The 24,013-nt window shown below is 71.4% G+C and carries 25 protein-coding genes; 13 read left to right on the top strand and 12 right to left on the bottom strand.

Annotated elements, in window-relative coordinates:
- Positions 1-37 precede the first annotated feature (37 nt).
- The 3 genes from ACFYNL_RS30755 to zapE all read right to left on the bottom strand — a co-directional run bounded on the left by ACFYNL_RS30755 (position 38) and on the right by zapE (position 3,893).
- Complete coding sequence (locus tag ACFYNL_RS30755; RefSeq protein WP_388808921.1) at positions 38-1,522, bottom strand: SulP family inorganic anion transporter; 1,485 nt, start codon at positions 1,520-1,522, stop codon at positions 38-40.
- Positions 1,523-1,530: 8 nt separating this feature from the next.
- Complete coding sequence (locus ACFYNL_RS30750) at positions 1,531-2,109, bottom strand: carbonic anhydrase (protein WP_388808919.1); 579 nt, start codon at positions 2,107-2,109, stop codon at positions 1,531-1,533.
- 674 nt (positions 2,110-2,783) lie between these two features.
- On the bottom strand, positions 2,784-3,893 hold the full coding sequence (gene zapE / locus ACFYNL_RS30745; protein WP_388808916.1) for a cell division protein ZapE: 1,110 nt from the start codon (positions 3,891-3,893) through the stop codon (positions 2,784-2,786).
- 37 nt (positions 3,894-3,930) lie between these two features.
- Here zapE and ACFYNL_RS30740 point away from each other — a divergent pair, with 37 nt between their 5' ends.
- The 5 genes from ACFYNL_RS30740 to ACFYNL_RS30720 all read left to right on the top strand — a co-directional run bounded on the left by ACFYNL_RS30740 (position 3,931) and on the right by ACFYNL_RS30720 (position 8,186).
- The gene (locus ACFYNL_RS30740; protein ID WP_388808913.1) at positions 3,931-4,794 is read left to right on the top strand and encodes a pyrimidine reductase family protein; all 864 of its coding nucleotides are present in this window, start codon (positions 3,931-3,933) and stop codon (positions 4,792-4,794) included.
- A 145-nt stretch (positions 4,795-4,939) separates the two neighbouring features.
- Positions 4,940-5,413 carry an indole-3-glycerol phosphate synthase gene (locus ACFYNL_RS30735; protein ID WP_388808911.1) on the top strand — a complete coding sequence of 158 codons (474 nt, stop codon included), beginning with the start codon at positions 4,940-4,942 and terminating at the stop codon, positions 5,411-5,413.
- Positions 5,414-5,502: 89 nt separating this feature from the next.
- Entirely contained in the window at positions 5,503-6,894 is a 1,392-nt protein-coding gene (murC, locus tag ACFYNL_RS30730; RefSeq protein ID WP_388808908.1) for a UDP-N-acetylmuramate--L-alanine ligase, read from the top strand.
- A 13-nt stretch (positions 6,895-6,907) separates the two neighbouring features.
- Positions 6,908-7,315 (top strand): peptide-methionine (R)-S-oxide reductase MsrB, encoded by a 408-nt coding sequence (gene msrB, locus ACFYNL_RS30725; protein ID WP_388808905.1) that lies wholly within the window; start codon positions 6,908-6,910, stop codon positions 7,313-7,315.
- Between the two features lie 124 nt (positions 7,316-7,439).
- Entirely contained in the window at positions 7,440-8,186 is a 747-nt protein-coding gene (locus tag ACFYNL_RS30720) for a PP2C family protein-serine/threonine phosphatase (RefSeq protein WP_388808902.1), read from the top strand.
- Between the two features lie 58 nt (positions 8,187-8,244).
- Here the strand turns inward: ACFYNL_RS30720 and ACFYNL_RS30715 are convergent, their stop codons facing one another.
- The 4 genes from ACFYNL_RS30715 to ACFYNL_RS30700 form a co-directional block, all read right to left on the bottom strand.
- Entirely contained in the window at positions 8,245-8,976 is a 732-nt protein-coding gene (locus ACFYNL_RS30715; RefSeq protein ID WP_388808899.1) for a siderophore-interacting protein, read from the bottom strand.
- Between the two features lie 13 nt (positions 8,977-8,989).
- Positions 8,990-9,628 carry a TetR/AcrR family transcriptional regulator gene (locus ACFYNL_RS30710; RefSeq protein ID WP_388808897.1) on the bottom strand — a complete coding sequence of 213 codons (639 nt, stop codon included), beginning with the start codon at positions 9,626-9,628 and terminating at the stop codon, positions 8,990-8,992.
- Between the two features lie 187 nt (positions 9,629-9,815).
- On the bottom strand, positions 9,816-10,295 hold the full coding sequence (locus ACFYNL_RS30705; RefSeq protein ID WP_388808894.1) for a MaoC family dehydratase: 480 nt from the start codon (positions 10,293-10,295) through the stop codon (positions 9,816-9,818).
- A gap of 50 nt (positions 10,296-10,345) precedes the next feature.
- Entirely contained in the window at positions 10,346-11,821 is a 1,476-nt protein-coding gene (locus ACFYNL_RS30700; protein ID WP_388808892.1) for a class II 3-deoxy-7-phosphoheptulonate synthase, read from the bottom strand.
- Between the two features lie 305 nt (positions 11,822-12,126).
- Here ACFYNL_RS30700 and ACFYNL_RS30695 point away from each other — a divergent pair, with 305 nt between their 5' ends.
- From ACFYNL_RS30695 to ACFYNL_RS30665, 7 genes are all read left to right on the top strand, one after another.
- Positions 12,127-13,698 carry a 4-hydroxyphenylacetate 3-hydroxylase N-terminal domain-containing protein gene (locus tag ACFYNL_RS30695; protein WP_388808890.1) on the top strand — a complete coding sequence of 524 codons (1,572 nt, stop codon included), beginning with the start codon at positions 12,127-12,129 and terminating at the stop codon, positions 13,696-13,698.
- Positions 13,695-14,210, top strand: coding sequence for a flavin reductase family protein (locus tag ACFYNL_RS30690; protein WP_388808888.1), 516 nt, complete (start codon positions 13,695-13,697; stop codon positions 14,208-14,210). Before ACFYNL_RS30695 ends, ACFYNL_RS30690 begins: the two co-directional genes overlap by 4 nt.
- Before the next feature lie 33 nt (positions 14,211-14,243).
- On the top strand, positions 14,244-15,446 hold the full coding sequence (locus ACFYNL_RS30685; RefSeq protein ID WP_388808886.1) for an FAD-dependent monooxygenase: 1,203 nt from the start codon (positions 14,244-14,246) through the stop codon (positions 15,444-15,446).
- Between the two features lie 51 nt (positions 15,447-15,497).
- Positions 15,498-16,109, top strand: a complete 612-nt coding sequence (locus tag ACFYNL_RS30680) for a transferase hexapeptide repeat family protein (RefSeq protein ID WP_388808884.1) — start codon at positions 15,498-15,500, stop codon at positions 16,107-16,109.
- 75 nt (positions 16,110-16,184) lie between these two features.
- The gene (locus tag ACFYNL_RS30675; protein WP_388808881.1) at positions 16,185-16,946 is read left to right on the top strand and encodes an AfsA-related hotdog domain-containing protein; all 762 of its coding nucleotides are present in this window, start codon (positions 16,185-16,187) and stop codon (positions 16,944-16,946) included.
- Positions 16,947-17,040: 94 nt separating this feature from the next.
- The gene (locus ACFYNL_RS30670; protein WP_388808878.1) at positions 17,041-18,327 is read left to right on the top strand and encodes a prephenate dehydratase domain-containing protein; all 1,287 of its coding nucleotides are present in this window, start codon (positions 17,041-17,043) and stop codon (positions 18,325-18,327) included.
- Positions 18,324-18,932, top strand: a complete 609-nt coding sequence (locus ACFYNL_RS30665) for a TetR family transcriptional regulator (RefSeq protein WP_388808876.1) — start codon at positions 18,324-18,326, stop codon at positions 18,930-18,932. The genes ACFYNL_RS30670 and ACFYNL_RS30665 overlap by 4 nt, the downstream gene beginning before the upstream one ends.
- Here ACFYNL_RS30665 and ACFYNL_RS30660 read toward each other — a convergent pair.
- The 4 genes from ACFYNL_RS30660 to ACFYNL_RS30645 are packed head-to-tail and all read right to left on the bottom strand — an operon-like array spanning position 18,873 to position 22,871.
- Complete coding sequence (locus tag ACFYNL_RS30660) at positions 18,873-19,925, bottom strand: LysR family transcriptional regulator (protein ID WP_388808874.1); 1,053 nt, start codon at positions 19,923-19,925, stop codon at positions 18,873-18,875. The genes ACFYNL_RS30665 and ACFYNL_RS30660 overlap by 60 nt on opposite strands.
- Positions 19,922-21,484, bottom strand: coding sequence for an MFS transporter (locus tag ACFYNL_RS30655; protein ID WP_388808872.1), 1,563 nt, complete (start codon positions 21,482-21,484; stop codon positions 19,922-19,924). The genes ACFYNL_RS30660 and ACFYNL_RS30655 overlap by 4 nt, the downstream gene beginning before the upstream one ends.
- Positions 21,481-22,170, bottom strand: a complete 690-nt coding sequence (locus ACFYNL_RS30650; protein WP_388808870.1) for an O-methyltransferase — start codon at positions 22,168-22,170, stop codon at positions 21,481-21,483. Before ACFYNL_RS30650 ends, ACFYNL_RS30655 begins: the two co-directional genes overlap by 4 nt.
- Positions 22,167-22,871 (bottom strand): YitT family protein, encoded by a 705-nt coding sequence (locus ACFYNL_RS30645; RefSeq protein ID WP_388808869.1) that lies wholly within the window; start codon positions 22,869-22,871, stop codon positions 22,167-22,169. The genes ACFYNL_RS30650 and ACFYNL_RS30645 overlap by 4 nt, the downstream gene beginning before the upstream one ends.
- Positions 22,872-23,105: 234 nt before the next feature.
- On the opposite strand from ACFYNL_RS30645, the gene ACFYNL_RS30640 reads away from it, so the two are divergent.
- Positions 23,106-23,357, top strand: a complete 252-nt coding sequence (locus ACFYNL_RS30640; RefSeq protein WP_388808867.1) for a response regulator transcription factor — start codon at positions 23,106-23,108, stop codon at positions 23,355-23,357.
- 57 nt (positions 23,358-23,414) lie between these two features.
- Here ACFYNL_RS30640 and ACFYNL_RS30635 read toward each other — a convergent pair whose 3' ends face one another.
- On the bottom strand, positions 23,415-23,969 hold the full coding sequence (locus ACFYNL_RS30635; RefSeq protein ID WP_388808865.1) for a TetR/AcrR family transcriptional regulator: 555 nt from the start codon (positions 23,967-23,969) through the stop codon (positions 23,415-23,417).
- Positions 23,970-24,013: the final 44 nt, after the last annotated feature.

The following is a 24,013-nucleotide window of genomic DNA, read 5'->3' as shown; positions in this document are numbered from 1 at the left end:
CCGGGCCGGACCGCTCATCCGCGTGTGCCGGGCCCGGTCAGGGCGCCGTGACCCGCTCCGGCTCGGGCTCGGGCTCGGTGACCCGCACCGGCTCCGTGCCCACCGCGCTGTGCCGCTCGGCCCAGTTCTCCAGCGCCGTACGACAGGCGTGGTCGAGGTGGTGCAGCCCGGACAGGTCCACCTCCACCGGGCGGTCCTGCGGCAGGTTCTCCAGGCTGTCGAGGATCTTCGGCAGCCTGAGGAAGGTCGCGTTGCCCGACAGGTACGCCTGGATCGGGCCGGCGCCCTTGTCTATGATCTCCAGCTTCACGTGCGAGGCCTCCCAGGCGGTCTTGACGACCGACAGGGCCAGACCGATCAGCACGCCCTCGAACATGTTCACCGCGACGATGGAGACGGCGGTGACGACGAGGATCAGCGCCTCGCCCCGGTGGCTGCGCCACATCGAGACGACGCCCCGGAACGGGATCAGCTTGAAGCCCGCGTGGACCAGGATGCCCGCCAGCGCGGGAAGCGGGATCAGTGCCAGCGCGGCGGGAAGCAGCGCCGCGAACAGCAGCAGCCACACGCCGTGCATGACACGGGACGCCTTGGTCTTCGCGCCCGCCTGGACGTTGGCGGAGCTGCGCACGATGACCGCGGTCATCGGCAGCGCGCCGAGCACACCGCACACCGTGTTGCCCGCGCCCTGCGCCATCAGCTCCTTGTCGTACTCGGTGCGCGGCCCGTCGTGCAGCCGGTCCACGGCCGCGGCGCTGAACAGCGACTCGGCCGACGCTATGAGCGTGAAGGCGACGACCGTGGTGAGCACGCCGACGCTCGCGAGTTCACCGAAGGCGTCCATGGACGGCAGCTGGATGGATCCCAGCAGGCCCTTGACCTCGACCGTGGCCACCGGCAGGGAGAACACGGCGGTCACCGCCGTCGCCAGACCGACCGCGGCGAGCGGACCGGGAACCGTGCGCACCCTGCGCGGCATCCGCTGCCACAGCAGGAGAACGGCGATGGTGCCCGCGCCGAGTCCGATCGAGGCCAGCGCCTCGGTGTTCCCGACGGCCTGGGCGAGCGCGCCGGGCAGTCCGGCTATTTTCTCCAGGCCCGAGGCGGGCGCCTTGGCGTCGGCGACCGCGTAGAGCTGCCCGGCGATGAGGACAAGGCCGATTCCGGCCAGCATGCCCTCGACGACCGAGACCGAGATGGCCCGGAACCAGCGCCCCATCCTCAGGGCGCCCATGAGGAGCTGGAGCAGCCCGGTGGCGAGCACGATCACACCGAGCACGGGCAGCCCGAACTCCTGGACGGCCTCGAAGACCAGCACCGTCAGACCGGCGGCGGGGCCGGAGACCTGAAGACTGCTGCCGCGCATCATGCCGGTGACGATGCCGCCCACGATGCCGGTGACGAGACCGACCTCGGCCGGGACTCCGGAGGCGACGGCCACACCGACACACAGCGGCAGCGCGACGAGGAAGACGACCAACGAGGCGGCGAAGTCCTGCCGCAGGTGGGGGAACTTGGTCATCACGGCGATCACAGCGCCTCGAACGCGTCGGTCTCGGCGTCGTGGACGCGCACGGCGCCCTTGTGCACCTCGTAGTACCAGGCGTGCAGGGACAGCTGACGGTCCTTCAGCTTCTTCTCGATGAACGGGTACGAGCGCAGGCGCAGCACCTGGGTGAGCACATGCGCCTGGACACCCTCGGCGACCTCCGGATCCTCGGCGGCTCCGGTCGGGCGGGGGGTGGCGTGCGAGAGCCAGTCACGCACGGCCGGTACGGCGTCGAGGTCGTCGCCGCGCACCAGTGCGCCGACGGCGCCGCAGTGCGAGTGGCCGCAGACCACGATGTCACTGACGCCGAGGACCTCCACGGCGTACTCGATGGTGGCCGCCTCGCTGGTGGGGTGCTCGGAGACGTACGGCGGGACGATGTTGCCCGCGGTGCGCAGCTCGAAGAGCTCGCCGGGGCGGGCGCCCGTGATCAGGGCCGGTACGACCCGGGAGTCGGAGCAGGTGATGAACAGGACCTGTGGGGACTGCCCGTCGGCCAGCTTGGCGAACTCCTCAGGGCGCTGTCCGAACATGCGGGCGTTGTCGATGAGGGGCTGCATATGTGGTGACTCCTCCTGGCGCGCCGCACTGGCGCGTCGGGGTTTACATGACAGAGGTGGGGGGACTGCTCTGCTCTCTCAGCAGCGGAAGACCTGAAGTGCGGCCGGGGTGTGGGACGTCCACGATCTCGACCCGCTCTGCGCGGCGCCGGGTCTGGCCGGCTCGTGCGAGGACGCGGGGTCCCGGGTCGGCAGCGGTCGGTCGGGCGCCTGAGGCGCGGAGTCGGCGGGGCGCGGACGATCACGGTTGCCGAGCGGTCCGGTCGGGTCCCCATGGCCCGACGGAACGCAGTGGCGGGACGTGAAGGCCTCGTCGCGCAACGCCTGCCCGGAGATCGTGCTTCCGGGATGGGCTTTGGCCTCTGCCTGACTGACCGTATGCGCGTGTGCGAAGGACGCGGTGAGCGCGAAGAACTGGAGGGCGATGAGGAGGGCGGTCAACGCGGAAACCGCCGCGTGAGCCGTCTTACCTCGGAACATACGCCTCCCTCCAGCCCGTTCACGCATCTAGCGCGCACCAACACTTGGTCAACCGTTGGTCAAGAAACACATTAGCCCGGCAAAGTTGTTTGCAGGGTTAACTTAACGTTTCGAGCTGAAGAGAGCCTGAAACCCGAGGGTGGGGTGGCTTGAACTGGCCCTTGACCCAAGAAGGTTGGGTCGGGTAGCGCGCGTCAGTGCGACACGAGGCCCTTGGCGTCGCGGGCCAGGGCGGTGAGGCGCGAGATGGCGCGGAAGTACTTCTTGCGGTAGCCGCCCTTCAGCATCTCCTCGCTGAAGAGCCGGTCGAAGGGCAGACCGGAGGCCAGGACCGGGACTTCACGGTCGTAGAGCCGGTCGGCGAGCACCACCAGGCGCAGGGCGGTCGACTGGTCCGGCACCGGCTGCACGTCGGTCAGGCAGACCGCCGTGAGTCCGTCGGTGAGCGCGCCGTAGCGGCTGGGGTGGACGCGGGCGAGGTGGTCCAGCAGGTGCGGGAAGTCGTCGAGCGAGGCGCCGGCGGTGGCGTACGCCGCCTTCGTCACCTGCTCGTCGGAGAACGGCGCCGGGGCCTCGGGCAGGCCGCGGTGACGGTAGTCCTCGCCGTCGATGCGCAACGCGCGGAAGTGGGCCGACAGGCCCTGGATCTCCCGGAGGAAGTCGGCCGCCGCGAAGCGGCCCTCGCCGAGCTTGCCCGGGAGGGTGTTGGAGGTCGCGGCCAGCGCGACGCCCGCGTCGACGAGCTTGCCGAGCAGGGTGGAGACGAGGACGGTGTCGCCCGGGTCGTCCAGCTCGAACTCGTCGATGCACAGCAGGCGGTGCCCGGAGAGGGTCTGCACGGTCTGCTGGAAGCCGAGGGCACCGACCAGGTTCGTCAGCTCCACGAAGGTGCCGAACGCCTTGAGGGACGGCTCGGCCGGGGTGGCGTGCCACAGGGAGGCGAGCAGATGGGTCTTGCCGACGCCGTAGCCGCCGTCGAGGTAGACGCCGCGCGGTCCTGCCGGGGCCTTGGGTGCCTTGGGCCTGCCGAACCCGAGGAAACCGCGCCGGGCCTTCCCGGCGCCGCTCGCGTGCGCCCCGCCGAGTCCGCCCGCGAAGTCCTCCAGCACCCGGACCGCCTCGGTCTGGCTGGGCTGGTTCGGGTCCGGGATGTAGGTGCTGAAGCGGACCGCGTCGAACCGCGGCGGCGGCACCATCTCGGCGACCAGCCGGTCCGCGGGGACGCGCGGCTCACGGGCGCACAGGGACAGCGGGCTCGTTTCGGCTATCGGGTGCACACCGGAGGCTGCGGAGGAGGACGACACGGTTCACCATGCTAAGCGCCGTGCCACACTCCATGACATGCGACGCCTGTTCCCTGTGACCGACGAGACAACATCGAGGGCCGCCGGCGGTGCCGCCGGGGACGACGCGGTCGAAGGTGCCGGTGAGGGGGGTGTGGCCGGGGTGTCCGCCGGTGTGCGTGATCCGGCCGGCCGGGAGTGGACTCTCGCCGAGCTCTCCGCCGCCTACGCCTACCCCGAGCTCGGCCCCGGCGGACCGCAGGCCTGGCTGCGCGGGAACATGGTGTCCACACTGGACGGGGCGGCCCAGCACGACGGCCGCTCCCAGCCCATCTCCAGCGCGGCCGACATGCGGATCTTCGGCACGCTGCGGGGGCTGGCGGACGTCGTGGTCGTCGGTGCCGAAACGGTCCGTCGGGAGGGGTACCGCCCGGCACGCGCGCGTGCGGAGCTCGCCGAGGCGCGCGAGGCGGCCGGGCAGGCGCCCGCGCCGGCGATCGCGGTGGTCAGCGCGAGCCTGGACCTGGACTACGGCCTGCCGCTGTTCACCTCGCCCGTCGTACCCACCCTGGTCCTCACCGGCGCCGCCGCGGCCCCGGACCGGGTCGCGACCGCCGAGAAGGCCGGTGCCCGGGTGGTGATCGCCGGTGACGGCGTCGGGGTGGACCCGGTACGCGCCGTCCAGGCCCTCGCCGAACTCGGGCACACCCGCCTGCTGACCGAGGGCGGACCCCGGCTGCTCGGGCAGCTGGTGGCCGCCGGGGTGCTCGACGAACTGTGCCTCACGATCTCCCCGATGCTCACCGCCGGGGACGCCCAGCGCATCGCCGGGGGGCCGGCGGTGGCCGTCCCCGAACGGTTCGAGCTGGCCTCCCTGCTGGAGGAGGAGGGCTTCCTGTTCGGGCGGTACCGGCGGAGGTGAGATCGGCCCGGAAATGGGTTCTCTGAGAGCTGTGCCCCCGGAAACGGCGGAATCTACCGTTCCGTTTAGCTCTCGCCGGGCACACTGAAACTCGCAGTCCCCGTGCGAGAGCGGGGCAGGATGGTTTCCGCAGAAGGGGCGCCCGGTGTTCACAAGCGTTTTGATGATCGAGAAGGCCCTGACGTCCGCAGACGTGGAGTTCGTCACCACCTTGCACGGGGAGGAGCGGGTCTCCTTCCACGTGCTGCTCCAGCCGCGCGGTGAGCAGGCCGACAGACTGTTGCGCGCCATCGACGACATCGCCCTCGGTGAACTGGACGAGGCCGTCCGGGAGGGCAAGACCCCGGAGGGCGAGGAGGCGATGAGCACCGGGGAGCGGGCGCTGGAGGTGTCGCTGACCGCGTTGCGCGCGGCCGGGGCGCAGGCCGAGGGGCGGCTGCTGGAGGACCATCCGCTCGACGCGTTGAAGGCCGTGGTGGACGAGGTGGGCGCGGACGAGGTGATCGTGCTCACCGACCCGCACTACGTGGAGGAGTTCTTCCACCGCGACTGGGCGTCGAGGGCCCGGCACAAGGTGGGGGTGCCGGTGCTGAAACTGTTCTCGCACAGCAAGGCGTAGGGCCCGTTCCCGCGCCCCTCGGGCCGGCCCGGTCCCGTACCCCATAGGCTGGGGCCTCACCGTCGTATCGCACTCCTGGGAGAACACGCATGGCACCCGGCATTCCCACCGCCATGGACCGACCGCACTTCATCGGCATCGGCGGGGCCGGGATGTCGGGGATCGCGAAGATCCTCGCGCAGCGTGGGGCCAAGGTGGCCGGCAGCGACGCCAAGGAGTCCGGGACCGCCGAGGCGCTGCGGGCGCTCGGTGCGACCGTGCACATCGGGCACGCGGCGGAGCACCTCGCCGACGACGCCAGCTGTGTCGTGGTGTCGTCGGCGATCCGGCAGGACAACCCCGAGCTGGCCCGCGCGGCCGAGCTGGGCATCCCCGTGGTGCACCGCTCCGACGCGCTCGCCTCGCTGATGACGGGGCTGCGCCCGATCGCCGTGGCCGGCACGCACGGCAAGACGACGACCACGTCGATGCTGGCGGTCTCCCTGTCCGAGCTGGGCCTTCAGCCCTCGTACGCCATCGGCGGCGACCTGGACGCCCCCGGCTCCAACGCCCTGCACGGCGACGGCGACATCTTCGTGGCCGAGGCGGACGAATCGGACCGCAGCTTCCACAAGTACGCGCCCGAGGTCGCCATCGTCCTCAACGTCGAGCTCGACCACCACGCCAACTACGCCTCGATGGACGAGATCTACGAGTCCTTCGTGACGTTCGCCGACCGCATCACCGAGGGCGGCACCCTGGTGATCTCGGCCGACCAGGACGGGGCGCGGGAGCTGACCCGGCTCGTCGCGGCCCGCGATGTGCGGGTGGTGACGTACGGCGAGGCGGAAGACGCCGACGTACGCGTGCTGTCGGTGGTGGCGCAGGGCCTCAGGAGCGAGGTGACCGTCCTTCTCGACGGCGAGGAGCGCACCTTCACGGTGTCCGTCCCCGGCCGCCACTACGCGCTCAACGCCGTGGCCGCGCTGACCGCCGGCGTCGCCCTGGGCGTCCCGGCCGGCGAGCTGGCCCCGGCGATCGCGGCCTACACCGGCGTGAAGCGGCGCCTCCAGCTGAAGGGTGAGGCCGCGGGCGTCCAGGTGATCGACTCCTACGCCCACCACCCGACCGAGATGACGGCGGACCTTCAGGCCATGCGGGCGGCCGCCGCCGACGCCCGGATCCTGGTCGTCTACCAGCCCCACCTGTTCTCGCGCACCCAGGAGCTGGGCAAGGAGATGGGCGAGGCCCTCGCCCTGGCGGACGCCTCGCTCGTCCTGGACGTCTACCCGGCCCGTGAGGACCCGATCCCGGGCGTCACCAGCGAGCTGGTCCTCGACGCGGCCCGGGCGGCCGGCGCCGAGGTGACGGCCGTGCACGACAAGGGCGAGGTGCCCTCGCTGGTCGCGGGAATGGCGAAGCCCGGTGATCTCGTTCTCACCATGGGCGCGGGCGATGTCACCGACCTCGGCCCGGCCATCCTGGACCGCCTGTCGAAGTGAGGGGCAAGGACTCATGTCGTACGACGTCGAAAAGCCGGACGAGCAGTGGCGCGCGGAGCTGACCCCGGCCGAGTACGCCGTTCTGCGCCAGGCTGGCACGGAGCCCGCCTTCACCGGTGAGTACACCGACACCAAGACGACGGGCGTCTACTCCTGCCGCGCCTGCGGGGCCGAACTGTTCACCTCCACCACGAAGTTCGAGTCGCACTGCGGTTGGCCGTCCTTCTACGACCCGAAGGACAGCGACGCCGTCGAGCTCATCGAGGACCGCTCCCACGGGATGGTGCGCACCGAGGTGCGGTGCGCCCGGTGCGGGTCGCATCTCGGGCATGTCTTCGAGGGCGAGGGGTATCCGACACCGACGGATCAGCGGTACTGCATCAACAGCATCTCGCTGCGGCTGACGCCGGACGAGGGCTGACACGGGAGGCGGCGCGGCCGGCGAGGAGCCCGGCCGCGCTGGCACGCCGGACGCCGCCGTTCCTAGACTCGTAGGGGAGATCCGGCCCGGCGGCACGTCCGGTGCGGGAAGGCGGTGGCGCTGCATGTCGTACGTCGCTGTGAGCGCGATCAGCCATCCCGGACTGCTGCGCGAGCGCAACGAGGACAGCCTCGTCGTCGGTCCCTGGACGCTGTGCGCGACCGTCACCGAGAACCCGCAGACCCTGATCTTCCCGCTCGGCACGCCCCTCGTCGTGGCCGTCGCCGACGGGCTCGGCGGGCATCCCGGCGGGGATGTGGCCAGTGCCCTGGTCGCCCGCAGGATCGCCTCGCTCGGTCCGGCCCTGAGCAGCGAGGTCGCCGTCCGTGACGCCCTGAACGTCTGCAACCGGGCCGTCCACCGGGCGGCCGGCGGTGACGAGGGGGGCGAGCTCGCCGGCATGGGGACGACGGTCGCCGGTGTCGTCGTGCGGCCCGACTCGCTGCTGGTGTTCAACGTGGGCGACAGCCAGGTCTTCGCGGTCTCCGCCGAAGGGCTGCGCCAGCTCAGCGTCGACGACAGCCCGCCGCATCCGGCCTGGCGCACCACGTCGCTCGTCACCCAGTGCCTGGGCGGTTCGCTCGCCTTCCGGGCCGTCGAGCCGCATGTCACGGCCGAGGCCGTGGTGCCGGGTGAGCGCTGGCTCATCTGCTCGGACGGACTGACGGACCCGGTGCCGACGGACGTCCTGGCGGAGATCCTCCAGGAGCACGACGACGGCAGGGCGGCCTTCGAGTGCTGGAAGGCGGCCATCGAGGCGGGCGGGCCCGACAACATCACGGTGGCGGTGGTACGGGTCGCGCAGGAGTAGGGGCGCGGGCAGGGGGCCGCCGGGCGTCCTCGCCGGTAGGGGCGGGGCTCCCGGTGCGTCAGTCCGACGCCAGGGGATCGCGGTGGTCCGCTTCGTCGAGTTTCCAGTAGCCCTTCGCGTAGGCGTGCCGACGGTCCAGACCGAGGTTCTCCGTGAGGTGGCGGCGGATGTCCCGCACGGCGCCGGACTCGCCGGCCGCCCAGGCCGCGACCCCGTGCCGGGGAACGTCCGCCGCGAGCACGGCGTCCCGCAGTGCCTGGCCCTTGGGCCGGCCGGCCTCCCGGTGGACCCATATGACGTCCAGGCCGGCCTGCCGGGGCACCGGGATCTCGGCCTCGGGGCCGGCGACCTCCAGATAGACGGCGCCGCGCGTCGCGGGCGGCAGGTGCTCGGCGATGGTGAGCACGGCGGGCTGGGCGCTCTCGTCGCCCGCGAGGAGGTAGAAGTCGGCGCCGGGGACCGGTTGGAAGGACCCCTTGGGGCCGCCGAAGGAGACCTCCTGTCCCGGACGAGCGGTCTCGGCCCAGCGCGCGGCCGGGCCCTTTCCGTGCAGGACGACGTCGATGTCGATGCACGGCCGGGACGCGGACTGGTGGCGGACGGTGTAGGCGCGGCCGGCCGCGCGACCGTCGAGCGGGTCGGTGACGAACAGCTTCACCCACTGCGTCGGTTCGTCGCAGCGGAAGGCCGACATCCCCGGCCCTCCCAGGGTGATGCGCGCCATCCGTGGGGCGATGCGGGTGACCGCCTCCACCGTGGCGGTGTAACGGGTTCGGCGTGCGCGGAACATGGGGGACGACCTTTCAGGGGGTGGGGCCGGCGGTCGGAGCCCCGTCGGCGGGGGCGTCCTGTCGGCAGGTCAGGAGGGTGGAGACCAGGCGCGCGGCGATCCGCGGGTCGATCGGCCGCCCCGTCATGAAGGCGCGGTGGAAGACGGGGCCGGCCAGCAGATCGAGAAGCCGGTCGGCCTCGTCCCGCGGCAGGGCGCCGGGGGAGCCGCAGGCCAGGGCGTCCAGCAGGCGTGCCCGGGAGTGGTCGCGCCGCCGCTTGAGCACCTGTTCCCGCAGCGGGGCCGCGGTCGTGGCGTCCTGGAGGGCATGACCGATGAGCGCGAACAGGACCCGGCCCGTGTCGGACCGGGTGAAGACCCGGTCCAGATGCGTCACGTGCCCGGTCAGAGCCTCCTGCGCGCATCCCGCCCGGGGCGGCCAGGAGGCCATGTCGCGCAGGTCCTCCTCCAGAACGTCGAGAAGGATGTCGATCTTCGATCTCCACCAGCGGTAGATCGTCTGCTTGGAGACCCCGGCCCGCTCGGCGATCGAACCGACCGTCACGGCCTGGAACCCGGTCTCGGCCAGCAGGCCGTCCGCGGCTCGCAGGACGGCGACACGGGCCGCCTCACTGCGCCTCGGGCCGTTCCTGATACGTCGTGGCGCGTCCATGGCGGGCCCTCCTCGATCCTCGATCGCCCGCGTCAGACTAGACGCAACGGTGCGTGTAGTCAAAGGGGGTCGAGGGGGCGGACGTGCCACCCGCTCCACCCGCTCCACCCGCTCCACCCGCTCCACCCGTTCCTCCTCGGGCAGGGGGAGGCCCGAGGAGGAACGGGAGTCCGTCCGCGGCGCCGGCTCAGCTCGGCTCGGACGCCGCCCGGTGCGCGGCGTCGACCGGCCGGGCACAGGCGAACAGCAGCCGTGTACGCATCCGGTACACCGCCGTGCCCTCCTGGTTGACCGCCTCGACGAGGAAGCGGACCGTCCCCGTGCCAGGACGCCGAGGATGCGGCGCGGCCTCCTCCACCGTGGCCCGCCCGCGCAGTTCGTCGCCGGGGCGTACCGGAGCGAGGAAGCGGACCTCGTCCATGCCGTACGAGCCCTGGCAGGCGGAGTCCGCGAGCAGTGCGCGCACGAACTGCCCCATCACCACGGCACCGGTGTGCCAGCCGCTGGCCACCAGCCCCCCGAACGCGGAGCGGCGGGCCGCCTCCGGGTCCAGATGGAAGGGCATGGGGTCCCAGGCGCGCGCGTACTCGATGATGTCGTCGCCGGTCAGCAGGGTGGCGCCCAGCTCGTAGGCGGTGCCTGGGGGGAAGTGCTCGAAATGCCGCACGTGACTGTCCTCCGTAGATGAACCCGGGGCAGGGGCAGGGGTGGTGGTGCTCACCCGGCGGTCGCCGCGTAGTCCGCGGGTCGGGACGCGTCCGCCGGGCGGGCGGGGACGGGCCGGGGTCCGGGGCCGCGCAGACGGCTCTTCTCGGCGCCGTACCACTCGGCGATCCGGAAGGCGAGGTCCATCGACTGCGCCCGGTTCAGCCGGGGATCGCAGGCCGTCTCGTACCGCAGGTGCAGGTCGTCGGAGAGGACCTCCCTGCTGCCGCCCAGGCACTCGGTGACATCCTCGCCCGTCAGCTCCACATGGACACCGCCGGGATGCGTGCCCAGTGCCCGGTGCACCTCGAAGAATCCGGTGACCTCGTCGAGGACGTCGTCGAAGCGCCGCGTCTTGTGTCCGCTCGGCGCGGTGCAGGTGTTGCCGTGCATGGGATCGCAGGCCCAGACCACCCGGGCGCCCTCCGCGCGTACGGCCTCGACCAGGGCGGGCAGCCGGTCGCGCACCAGGCTCCGCCCCATGCGGGCCACCAACGTCAGCCGGCCGGGCGTGCGCCGCGGATCGAGCCGGTCCAGCAGGCGCAGCACATCGTCGACCTGGGCGTGCGGACCGAGCTTGACGCCGAGGGGGTTGTGGACACCGGCGGCGAACGCGATGTGCGCGCCGTCGAGTTGGCGGGTGCGCTCGCCGATCCAGAGCATGTGCCCGGACAGGGCGTAACGCCGTCCGGTGTCGGGGTCGGTGCGCACCAGGGCGGACTCGTAGTCGAGCAGCAGGGCCTCGTGGCTGGCGAACACCTCCGTGGTGCGCAGCGTCGAGGCGCTCATCCCGCAGGCCCGGATGAAGGCGAGCGCGGCGTCGATCTCGTCCGCCAGCCGCTCGTACCGGCGTCCCGCGCCGGACAGGGCCACGAAGTCACGGTTCCACTCGTGCACCCGGGCGAGATCCGCGTGCCCTCCCGCGGTCAGGGCCCGCAGCAGGTTCAGCGTCGTGGCCGACGCCTCGTACACGCGCCGCAACCGCGCCGGATCGGGGGTGCGGGCCTCGGCGGTGAACTCCAGCCCGTTGACGGCGTCGCCCCGGTACGAGGGCAGGGTCACGCCGTCCCGGGTCTCGGTGGCACGCGAACGGGGCTTGGCGTACTGGCCGGCGATACGGCCGACCTTGACCACGGGCACACCGGCCGCGTACGTCAGGACGGCTGCCATCTGGAGCAGGACCTCCAGCTTGCCCCGCACGGACTCGGCGCTCACCGAGTCCAGGGTCTCCGCGCAGTCGCCGCCCTGGAGCAGGAAGGCCCTGCCGAGGGCCACCTCGCCGAGCCGGTCGAGCAGGACGTCGCACTCGCGCGCGAACACCAGGGGCGGTGCGCAGGACAGGGCATCGACGGTGGCACGCAGCGCGGCGGGGTCGGGCCAGTCCGGCTGCTGCGCCGCGGGGAGGGCGCGCCACGCTTCCGGAGCGGGGTCGGGGCCTGCGTTCCCGGCGTCCGCATACGGAACGGGATTCGCCGGCGCATACGGCACGGGATTCGCCGGCGCATCCACCGCGGGATGCGCTGCGGGAGCCGCACAGGGATGTGCGACGGGATTCTCTCTGACTTCCACAGAATTCACGGCGACAACCTCAACGCCTTCCGCCGACGACGGCAGGTGGGGGCAGATGGTGGGCGCAGCCTGTCATGCGCCGAGCCGGCGTGTGCAGTGCGTCATTGGGGCTAGAAGGGCGGATCTACTACCCGAGTACTAGCCCCAGTGGCCGACTGTCGGCGGAAGTCGCACTCCTGGAGCATTTCGGCAGGCGCAAACGTCCGCTCGAAAGGTGATCCCGTATGAGCCACACCGTCAACCCGTCCGGATCCGTGTCCCGCCCACAGACCGGGGACGAATACCTGGAGAGCCTCCGCGACGGCCGCGAGGTGCGGATCAACGGCGAGCGGGTGCAGGACGTCACCGGCCACCCGGCCTTCCGCAACAACGCCCGGATGGTGGCCCGGCTGTACGACGCGCTGCACGACCCCGAGCGCAACAGCGCGCTGGTCGTCCCCACCGACACCGGCAACGGCGGCTTCACCCACCCCTACTTCAAGGCCCCTCACACCACCGGCGACCTGCGCGCCGCCGCGCGGGCCATGACGGAGTGGGCCCGCATGACGTACGGCTGGATGGGCCGCACACCCGACTTCAAGGCCGCTTTCCTGTCCACGCTGGGATCGAACCGGGAGCACTACGCGCCGTTCGAGGACAACGCCGCCACCTGGTACCGCAAGGCCCAGGAGAACGTGCTGTTCATCGGCCACGGCATCGTCAACCCGCCGATCGACCGCAACCGGGGCCTCACCGAGCTCAAGGACGTGATGCTGACCGTCGACCGGGAGACCGACGCCGGCCTCGTCGTGTCCGGGGCCAAGGTCGTCGGCACCGGCGCCGCGCTGACCCAGCACATCTTCATCGGCAGCTACGGCGTGATACCGAAGGGCGCGAAGGAATTCTCCGCCTACTTCATCGTGCCGACGAACAGCCCCGGCCTGAAGGTCATCTCCCGGCCCTCGTACGAATTCGCGGCGGCCACCGTCAGCAGCCCCTTCGACCAACCGCTGAGCAGCCGCCTGGACGAGAACGACGGAATTCTCGTCTTCGACCAGGTGCTGATTCCCTGGGAAAACGTCTTCTGCTACGACGTCGACAAGGCCAACAACTTCTTCTACGGCTCCGGATTCTTCTACCGGGCCATGTTCCACGCCTGTGTCCGCTTCTCCGTGAAGATGGACTTCCTGACCGGCCTGCTGGCCAAGTGCCTGGAGACGACGGGCACGTCCGAGTTCCGCGGGGTGCAGAGCCGGCTCGGTGAGGTGCTCGCCTACCGCAACATGTTCTGGGCCCTCGTGGACTCCATGGCCGAGAACCCGACCAGGTGGCCCGACGGCACGGTCACCCCCAACGGCGAGACCGCGCTGGCCTTCCGGGTCCTGTCCTCCTCGATCTTCCCCAAGGTCCGCGAGATCTTCCTGCGCGACCTCGGCAGCGCCCTGATCTACAACAACTCCCACGCGCTCGACTGGTCCGACCCCGAGGTCCGGCCCCATCTCGACAAGTACGTCCGGGGCCTCGGCGTGGAGGCGGTCGACCGGGTCAAGCTGATGAAGCTCGCCTGGGACGCGGTCGGCACCGAGTTCGGCGCCCGCTGGGAGCTGTACGAGATGAACTACGCCGGCAACCACGAGCAGATCCGCTTCGAGGCGCTGCACGCCCAGCAGGCGTCGGGGAAGTTCGAGGACTACAAGCAACTCGTCGACCGCTGCCTGTCGGAGTACGACGAGAACGGCTGGACGGTCCCCGACCTGATCAACCCCAAGGACACGACCGTCATCGGCGGCGGGACACCCACCGAGGCCGCGCGGTGAGCAGCCGCGCCCTGTCGGAGCAGACCCAGCTGCGAAGCGTGCTCGGACAGTTCGTGACCGGCGTGTGCGCGGTGTCGACCCGGTTCGACACCCCGTCCGGAGTGCGGCACGACGCCATCGCGGTGAACTCGTTCACCTCCGTCTCCCTCGACCCGCCGCTGGTGTCCATGTACCTGCGGGACGACTCCACCTTCCTGGCCCGGGTGCGCACGTCGGGCCAGTGGGCCGTGTCGTTCCTCGGCGACCGGGCGCGTGCCCTGGTCGGCGTCCTCACCGCACCCGCCGCCCGGCGCCCCGCCGTGGAGGACGCCGCCGACTGGACCGTCGGACCGCACACCGGCTGCCTGGTCCTGTCGGACGGGCCCGGAACGCTCGAATGCGCCCTGCACCTGACCCAGCCCCTCGGCGACCACGTGCTCGTCGTGGGGCGGGTGCTGGGCGCCGTGGCCCGAGACCACGAACCCCTGGTCTTCCACCGGGGCACCTTCACCGGAATCACACCGGCGCACTGATCGCGCCCCGCACACCGAACAGGAGGAGGCGCCATGGCGCCCAAGCGCCCGTACGTGGCCGTCGTCGGCGGTGGCATCGGCGGACTGGCCGTCGCCATCGGACTGCGGAAGCAGGGCATCGAGGCCGTCGTCCACGAACAGGCCCGTGAACTGGACCACCAGGGCGCCGGGATCGCCATCGGCGCCAACGGTCATCGCGCCCTGCGCCACCTCGGTGTCGCGGACCGACTGGCCGGGGCGGCCGTCGAGCCGGTGCGTGCCGACTTCCGGCACTGGCGCACCGGGCGGTCCACGGTGACGCACGCGCTGGCCGGCGGGTACGCGGACAGGTTCGGGGCGCCCTTCTGGACCGTGGAGCGGGCGGCCGTGCAGCAGGCGCTGCTCGCCGAGCTGGGGCCCGGCGCGGTCCGGCTCGGCGCGCGCTGCACCGAGGTGACGCAGACCGGCGCCGGCGCCGTCATCCGCTTCGCCGACGGCGCCGAGACCGAGGCCGACGCGGTCATCGGGGCGGACGGCATCCACTCCGCCGTACGCCACAGCGTGTTCGGGCCGGACGAGGCCGTGTTCTCCGGCACCAGCGGCTACCGCGCCCTCGTCCCCATGGACCGGCTCGGGCACATCCCCGAACTCGCCGAACGGGTGCTGTGGCTGTGGCTCGGCCCCGGCCGGCACTTCATCGCCTACCCGGTGGCCGACGGCGCGGCGCTGAACTTCCTCGCCGTCGTCCCCGACGCCCAGTGGACGGTCGAGTCCTGGTCCACCGAGGGCGAGAGCGCCGAACTGCTCGCCGCCTTCGAGGGCTGGCACCCGTTCGTCACCGAGATCCTCGCCGCCTGCGAACGGCCCGGCCGCTGGGCGCTGTACGACCGCGAACCGCGGCGCGTGTGGAGCACGGACCGGGTCACCCTGCTCGGCGACGCGGCACACGCGATGCTGCCGCACCACGGGCAGGGCGCGAACCAGTCGCTGGAGGACGCGGTGGTGCTGGCGCACCTGCTCGGCAGCGCCGGAGCCGACGGGGTCGCGCAGGCACTGCGGTCCTACGAGCGGGCGCGCCGCCCGCGCACCCGTCTGCTCCAGGCGGGCTCCCGCAAGAACGCCGCCTGCTTCCAGCTGCCGGACGGCCCCGAGGCGCGGGCCCGCGACGAGCGACTGACCCGGCTGCCCGACGACCTCGCCTGGATCCACGGACACGACGCCCTCGGCGCGCTGCGGGAGCAGACCGCGCCCGTCTGATCCCGGCGGCCGCGCCGACCCGCCCGACTCGACGAACGGTGAGAGCAGACCATGGCAAGGACCTACTCCTTCGAAGGCAACGTCCCCGTCGTGCACCCCACGGCATACGTCCACCCCGACGCCGTACTGATCGGCTCGGTCGACGTCGGACCCGGGTGCTACGTCGGCCCGCTGGCCAGCCTGCGCGGCGACTTCGGCCGTATCGAGCTGCGCGCGGGCTCCAATGTGCAGGACGGCTGCGTCCTGCACTGCTTCCCCGGCGCCGACACGGTCGTCGAGGAGGACGGCCACGTCGGCCACGGCAGCGTGCTGCACGGCTGCCGGGTGGGGCGCGACAGCCTCATCGGCATGAAGTCCGTCCTGATGGACGGGGTGGTCGTGGGCCGGCAGGCGTTCGTCGGCGCCGGCAGCTTCGTCAAGTCCCGCTTCCAGGTACCGGAACGGCACCTCGTGGCCGGCAGCCCTGCCACGGTGGTCCGGGAACTGACGGCCGACGAGATCGCCTGGAAGGGCAACGGGACGCTCCAGTACCAGAAGCTGGCCCAGCGCTGCCTCACCGGCCTGCATCCGGCCGAGCCCGCCACCGAGCCGGCCACCGACACGCCCCTTGCCCGCTCCGGCGAACCCGAGCACGTGACCCTGCACGAGTACCGGACCCGCTGAGGCGCGTCCCCGACCTCACCCGCACCCACTCCCGCGGCCGGCGGCCGCGGTTCCCACCCAGTCTGGAGGCAGTCCATGACCAGCACAGCCACCTCCCGCCTCGTCGTCGGCGACCGGTTCCGCGACTTCGCCGACGCCGTCGGGGCCGACACCCTCTCGGCCCTCACCCATGCGCTCGACTCCGGTGACCTGGACACCGTGGAGGGGCCGGTGCACGTGGTCACCGGCCAGGGGATAGGCGAGTTCGAGCTGTCCTACCTCAGGGACGCGATCACCCGCCGGCAGCTGGACGACCGGATCGTCCTGGTGCACTCTGCCGGGCGGCCGGCCCGCCGCCAGGAGCTGCACAAGGCCCGCGAGGACAACGTGCTCGTCGCCGGCCTCACCCGGGTCGACGACAGCACCTACGAGGCCGAACTGCGGCTGCACGACCACAACGAACTCCTCGCCGACGTGCAGGACCGCGTCCATGTGCAGGGCATGGTGGCCATCGAGGCCGCACGCCAGATGTTCCTCGCGGTGATCGAGCACTACTTCACCTCGCGCTGGCCGCAGCAGCGCTACTACATCGTGCTCAACTCCATGAACACGTCGTTCTCCAACTTCCTCTTCCCCGTCGGCGCCACCCTGCGCCTGACCGTGGACGAGTCCGACCTGTCCGAGCCCAGCAGGCTCACGGTCCGTACGACGGTTCAGGTGGAGCAAGCCGGGCGGGTCGCCGCCGCCGTGACCATCGACGCAGCCGCCTTCGCACCGGGCCTGCTGGAGGAGAAGGAGCTGCGGCGGGCCAAGAGCGCCGTGGCGAGCACGGTGGACGCGGCTCTCGCGGCCGTCTGACGTGACACCGCCGGTGCAGGACCCACGGGCACGGCCCGCGACGGGCCCACTCCAGCACCCGGGCCCGCTCCCCGGCCCCGCCCGACTCCCGCTTGTGGAGCGGCGGTTCGCCTATCTGGGACCGCGAGGCACCTTCACCGAGCGGGCGCTGCGCTCGCTTCCCGAGGCCGCGGGCGCCCGGACGACGCCGGTCGGCACGGCCGCGCAAGCCCTGACGCTGGCGGTGCGGGGGGACGTCGACGCCGCCATGCTCCCCGTGCACAACACCGTCGCGGGGATGGTCCCGGACACCTTGCGGGCCATGGCTCAGTCGCCCGCGCTGACCGTGCTGCGCGAGGTCGTCCTCGGTATCGAGTTCGCCGTGCTGGTGCGTCCCGGCACCGAACTCCCGCGCGTTCGTACCGTGAGCGGGCACCCGCACGCGCTGCGGCAGGTCGGCGGCTGGCTCGGCCGTCGCGTCCCCCGGGCGCACCGGATGCCCGCGGCGTCCAACGCCGAGGCGGCGCGCCGGGTCCGCGACGGGGAGTGCGACGCGGCGGTGGCCGGTGAGTTCACCGCACCCCTGTACGGCCTGCGGGTCGCCGCCTCCGGGATACAGGACACCGCCGGTGCCACCACCCGGTTCCTGCTGTGCGCCCGCGCCGGCGGCCCCGGCCTGCCCGCCGGCGCGCCCGCCGACCGCACCTCGCTGATCGGGCGGCTCCACGGACGGCCGGAGGACGTCGGCGGGCTGCTGGCGGAGCTGCGGCGGCACCCGTTTCTGCGGGCCGTGTCCCTGCACCTGGTACCCGACGGCCCGAGGAGCGGGCTGCTGCTGGCCGACTGCCCGGGCCGGCCGGACCAGCAGTCCACGGCACGTGCCGTCGGCCTGCTGCGGCTGCGCGTCCCAGGGCTGAGATCCCTGGGGTCGTACACCGCGGCCCACCGGCCGGGCCGCCCCCAGGACCTTTGTCACCCCACCGACCTCTGTCACCCCACCGACCTCTGTCAGCCCACCGACCTTTGTGACCCCCAAGACCTCTTCCACGCCCACGACTTGTGTCATCCGTACGACTTCTGCGAAGGGAGCAGGACGATGAACACCGAGGCAACTGCCGAACCCACCACCGGGGCCGGCGGCTCCGCGGAACCCGCACCCGAGGTCATCGAAGGCCTGCGGGAGCAGATCGACGAGCTGGACGGCTTCATCATCGGCACGCTCAAGGAGCGGCTGCGCACGTCCCGGGAGATCCAGCGCCTGCGCACGGGCGGGGGCGGCGCGCCGACGGACTCGGGGCGCGAGCACACCATACGGGGCCGGTACGCCGAGGAACTGGGTGAAGGCGGCGCCGGACTGGCCGAGGCGCTGCTCCAGTTGTGCCGGGGGCGGTCGGCACGGTGAGCGCACCCCGCAGGGCGGCGCCGCCCGCTCCCCGTCGTCGCGGTCGTGAGTTCGTCCTCGCGGCCGCGACGGCGCTGTTCCACGAGCGTGGCTACGACGCGACCAGCATGAGCGACCTCGCCGACCGCCTCGGCGTCACCAAGGCCGCGCTGTACCGCCATGTGAGGAGCAAGGAGGAGCTGCTGCACGCGGTGACCGCACCGGTGAGACGGACCGTGCCGGAGCTGCTCTCCGCGAGCACCCCCTCGCACGGCCGGCCGGTGGAGACCCTCGCCGCGCTGCTGCACCGGCTGGCCGAAGCGGCGGCGGGCGACCCGGCGCGACACGCCCTCTTCTGGGGAACGCGCGGTGGGACGGGCCAGGACGGCCCCGACGCGCTCTGCCGTCAGGCCGTGGTCCGACGGCTGACGGAACTGCTGCACCTGGCCGCCGCACAGGGCGACGTACGCGCCGACATCGAACCGGGGCTCGCGGCCCGGCTGCTCCTCGGTGCCGTCATCGGGCTCGGTGGCCCGGCGGACGGGCCGGGGGCGCCGCCACCGCCCTCAGTCATCGGCCTCCTGCTCGACGGACCGGTCCGGGTCACGCTCGCCCGGGCCTCCTGAGACGTCCCGGCAGGCGGGACCCCGGGGTATGGGCCGGTCGAGCGCCGTGCGTACGGCGTCCCTGAGCCACAGGTGCACCGGCTCGGTGTCGTGGCGCGGATGCCATGCCTGACAGATGCTGATGGGTTCGGTCTCGACCGGGAGGTCGAACACCTCGATGCCCAGGGCCCCGCGGGCGCTGCCGGCCAGTGAACGGGGCATCGCCGTCACGAAGTCGCCGGCGGGGATCATCAACAGCGCCTCGCCGTAGCTCGGCACGGCGGCGACGACGTCCCGGCTCAGCCCCCGGGCGCGCAGGGCGACGTCGATCGGACCTGTCATACGGCCCTTGCGGGAGACGCTGACGTGCCGCACCGACGCGAACGCCTGCGCCGTCACCGTGCCGTCGAGGAGGGGATGACCGGCCCGCGCCACTCCCACGAACCGGTCGTCGAAGAGCGGCTCGATGCACAGCTCGGGACTGGGCTCGTCGATGATGCCCACCTCCAGGTCGACCGCGCCCTCCCGCAGCGGCGCGCTGCCATGCGAGCTCTCCACGGTGAAGGTGAACCGGGCGAGCGGCACCTCCGTGCTCGCCCGGTTCAGCAGCACCGGCGCCAGGACCGCCGCGTACGCCTCGTCGGCGACGACGGTCAGCGTCCTGTCGACCCGGGTGAGGTCCTCCTGTCTGCTCGGCGCGAGCAGCATCTCGGCCTCCCGCATCAGGGCGCGGACCTTCGGCTGGAGTTCCAGCGCCCTCGGGGTGGGCACCAGACCGCGTCCGGCACGGACGAGGACGGGGTCCCCGAGGGCCCGGCGGATCTTGGACAGGGCACGGCTCATGGCGGGCGGGGACAGCGCCAGTCGCTCGGCCGCTCCGGTCACGCTGCCCTCCTGGAGCAGGGCGTCCAGGGCCGGCAGCAGACGCATGTCCACGGCCGGCGAACAGGGGCCCGACAGTGCGTCGGTCCAGTCCCGGTCGTTACCGGGGTCTTCGGCACCGGTGGCGGTCAATGCTTCTCCCGAGAGGTGTTCCGGTGGGCGTCGTACGGTCGCAGCCACGTGATGACCAGCAGTGCCGCCAGCAGCAGCAGGACGCCGATCACCCGCAGCGACTCGGCCATGCCGGTGCTGAACGCCTCGCGCACCTCAGCGGCGAGCCGCGCACCGTCGCCGGAGCCGAGGTGCCCGGCTGCGCGCAGCGCGGTGCCCAGGGCCTGGCCGCCGGCCGAGTCGTCCTTGAGGTGCCGCAGTCCGGCGGGGAGTGCGTCGGCGAACCGGAGGTTGAGCAGCGTGCCGAAGACGGCGAACCCGAGCGCACCGCCGATCTCCCGGCTGAAGCTGTTGACACCCGAGCCGACCCCGGCCTGATGCGCCGGCACGGAGGTCAGGACGGCGTGGGACAGAGGCGGGTTCGACAGCCCCGAGCCGATGCCGACCACGACCACGCACCCGGCGTACAGCACGTAGGGAGTGTCCGGTCCGCACAGGGAGAACAGCCCCAGTCCGGCGACCACGAGCAGCAGTCCGCAGGCGACCACGGGCCGGGAGCCGTACCGGTCGGCGAGCCGGGCGGCACGCGGTGAGACGAGGAAGATCACCACGGCCAGCGGTGCCGTTCCCAGACCCGCCAGCACGGTCGGGTAGTCCTTCACGTCCATCAGGTACTGGCCGTTGAGACAGAACACCGAGTACATCGCGAGGAACGACACGACGATGCCCAGGGCGCCGGCACGCATGCCGGGACGGCGGAACGACCTGGGGTCCAGCAGCGGTGCGGGGCGGCGGACTTCGTAGCGGCAGAAGACCATCAGGAGCACCGCTCCCGCGGCGAAGGCCAGGAGCACGGGCGGCGAGGCCCAGCCGAGTTCGGCGCCCTCGATGATGCCGAACAGCACGCAGAAGACCGTGACGACGAGGAGGAGGACCCCTCCGGTGTCCACGGTGTGGTGATGGCGTTCGACCCGGGGCAGGGACCGCGCGGCCACGACCAGACCGAACGCGGCCACCGGGGCGGCGACGGCGAACAGGGCCTGCCAGTCGAAGTACTGGAGCACGGCACCGCCGACGACGTTGCCCGCCACGCCGCCGCCTCCGCCCCACGCGGTCCACAGCGCGACGGCATGGCCGCGCCTTTCCGGTGGGTGGCAACCGATCAGCAGCGGGAGGCTGTTGGGCAGGATCAGCGCGGCACCGGCACCGGTCACCGCTCGTGCCGCGAGCAGCAGGGCGACGGTGGGGGAGACGGCGGACGCGAGGGATCCCACGGCCATCAGGGCCAGACCGGCCAGCAGGGCCCCCTTGCGACCGAAGCGGTCTCCCAGAGCGCCGCTCGGGATCAGCAGACAGCCGAAGACGATGAGATAGCTGTCGACGATCCACAGGACCTGGGTCGGGGTCGGCTGGAGCGCGCTGGTGGCCAGCCGGCCGACGGCCAGGTTCACACTCGCCCCCAGGCCGAACACCAGCATGACGCACATCCCGAGGGTGGCGGAGGCCGTGCGTGAACCGGGACGGGCACCGCCCCGCGCGGCCGTGGACCGCGCGGGGCCGGCCGACGGGGCGGCGGTCATGAGACGACCTGCACGGACGGGCCCGTGTACGCCGAGAGTTCGAAGCCCTGCCCGTCGCTGACACCGAGGGAGACGAAGCCGTTGGCGGGATCGCGGACGTGGTCGAGATAGGGGCGGGCGCCGGCCGCGAACTTCCCGGTGTCGTCCGCGTGTACCAGGGCACCTTCGCGGAGGTGGGGTTCGGCGGCGCGGACGACGTCGAGATAGAAATCCACCCAGCCGTCCAGATACAGGAAGTCGATCGGACGGGAGAACGAGGACGCCACGGCCACCGCCTCACCGGTGATGACTTCGGCGTATTCGCCGAGTCCGGCGGCCTTGAGATTGTCCCGGGCCGCCAGGCACTTTCCGGAGTGCAGGTCCACCGTGTAGAGCTTTCCCGATCCGTTGTCCCGCAGGGCGGCCGCGATATGGATGGCGGTGAATCCGTACGCGGTGCCGAACTCGAAGACGGTGCGCGGGCGTACGGCGCGGACACAGGCGTACAGCATCCGGCCGATGGCCGCAGGCGCGGCGTAGTAGCCGCCGGCGCACGCGGCGACGAGTTCCTCGGGGGTCCATGCGGCTTCGCGCCGCCTTATCTGTTCGAGCAGTTTCGGCTGCTCGGTCTCGTCCACCCGCTGTTGTTCGGAAGCGATGCGGTTCAGTACGTCCTGAATCTGCGGGGAGAAAAGAGATGAGGTCAATCTTCACACTTCCTTGAATGGGCCCCGATGGTGTGCGGAGCAATGGCTCCGGCTGATCGACGAGCGGGCCGAGCAGAATTCTGGAGAAGTCCGCCGGCCGGATTCCCGAGCGTCTTCGAATGAATCTTCATAAAGGGCTGGATAAGTAGATCGACGCCCACCAGGAAGCAGATGGTGCCGATTCCCAGGGGGCCTCCCATAAGGAATCCGAGGGTCATGAGAGAGGTCTCGATGAGTCCTTTGGCGGCCCAGAACGGCCAACGCCATCTGCTGGTCATGGTGAGGGCGAGCAGATCGATCGCCCGGATTCCGAAGCCGCTCATGATGATGAGGGCCGAGCCGTACGCGCAGAGGAGCACCGCGCAGGCGAGGGTCGCGGCAGCGGGGATCGGCAGCCCGTGGGCCGGGTCCGACCAGCGGAGCAGGTCGATGACGCTGCCGCAGAAGAAGAAGGTGAACAGGGGGGAGAGCAGGGGTCTCGTCCCGGTCCAGGCCGCCACGACGGCCAGGCAGAGCGCGGCGACCGTGGCCTGGGAGAGGCCCACGGTGACGGGTAAGTGTTCCAGCAGGCCGAGCGCGAACACGTCGAGGGGATCGGTGCCCAGCTGCGAGTGGATGAAGAGATAGGCGCCCCCGGAGAAGACGAGGCACCCCGCGAGATAAATCGAGTGATTGTTTCGCCGTTCGCGGTGAATGAGCATCGGCTCACCTCCGAGCTTCACTCTATTGACCGCGCGGTTATTAATCCAGTGCGTTGCGTGCAACCTACACTTTCACTGGTGGAAATCACTTCGAGGCTAAGAATTTCAAGCCGCAACTTCATGTGTGAGGTAAGCCACGTTTAATGGCGTGATTGAATCCCGGCCATATAATTGTTTCGCGACGCGCAATCGTTGCCTTGGTGATAGATGACCATTGCATGACAGGGGGAACACATGTCTCGCGTATCCCGTCCGGGGATCGATGGGTTAGTGCCGAGGTCCGCTTCGGTGCTCACGCCGCGCGAGTGTCAGGTCCTTGACGGCATCAAGGAGGGATACTCCAACCGGATGGTGGGGAGGGTGCTGGGAATTTCCGAGCGCACCGTCAAGGTCCATCTGCACTCGATCTTCATCAAGCTAGGCGCCGCCTCGCGTACCGAGGCCGTCATCGAGGGAATCAGGAACGGTTGTATCAGCCTGCACTGAGCGTTGTGTGCGAGTGGCCCCCGGCAGAACGCCGGGGGCCACTCGCACAACGGTCTGTCAGGAGGAGGTCGACGACGACTCGCGGGCGAGGGCCACGACGAGCCGGGTCGTGGAGTCCAGAAGTTCCTTGTCGCTGGGTGCGCCGAACACGAGCACCCGGTAGTACAGCGGGCCGAGCAGAACGTCCACCAGGTGGTCGAGGGTCCGGTCGTCCACGGTGATGTCGTCGCGCCCCAGGAGTTCGCGCAGGCCGGCCACGTCGCGTTCGCGTTGCTCCTTCAGGAAGCCCTCCCGCAGCGAGGCGGCCGTCTCACTGTCGAGTTGGGCCTGGCCGAGCAGCGCCTGCAGCACCTGACCCGCCGGCTCGTCGAAGAAGTCGGCCACGCGCCGCAGGTGGGACGCGAGGTTCTCCTCGGTGCTCGCGGCGTCGTCCGTCCGCCATTCGAGGGCTTCGCGGGCGTCGTCGATGAGGGTGTCCAGGAGGATGTCGACCTTCGACTTCCACCAGCGGTAGATCGTCTGCTTGGCCACGCCGGCACGCTGGGCGATGCCCTCGATGGTCAGGCCGGTGAACCCCCGCTCGACGAGGAGGTCGTCCGCGGCGTGCAGCACCGCGAGCCGGACGCTCTCGCTGCGGCGTGGGCCGGTTCGGCTGA

Source organism: Streptomyces sp. NPDC007808, assembly GCF_042868655.1.
In the GTDB taxonomy this organism is placed as follows: Bacteria; Actinomycetota; Actinomycetes; order Streptomycetales; family Streptomycetaceae; genus Streptomyces.
The sequence above is the reverse complement of the archived record's forward strand: the minus strand, read 5'-3'. Positions and strand labels throughout refer to the sequence as shown.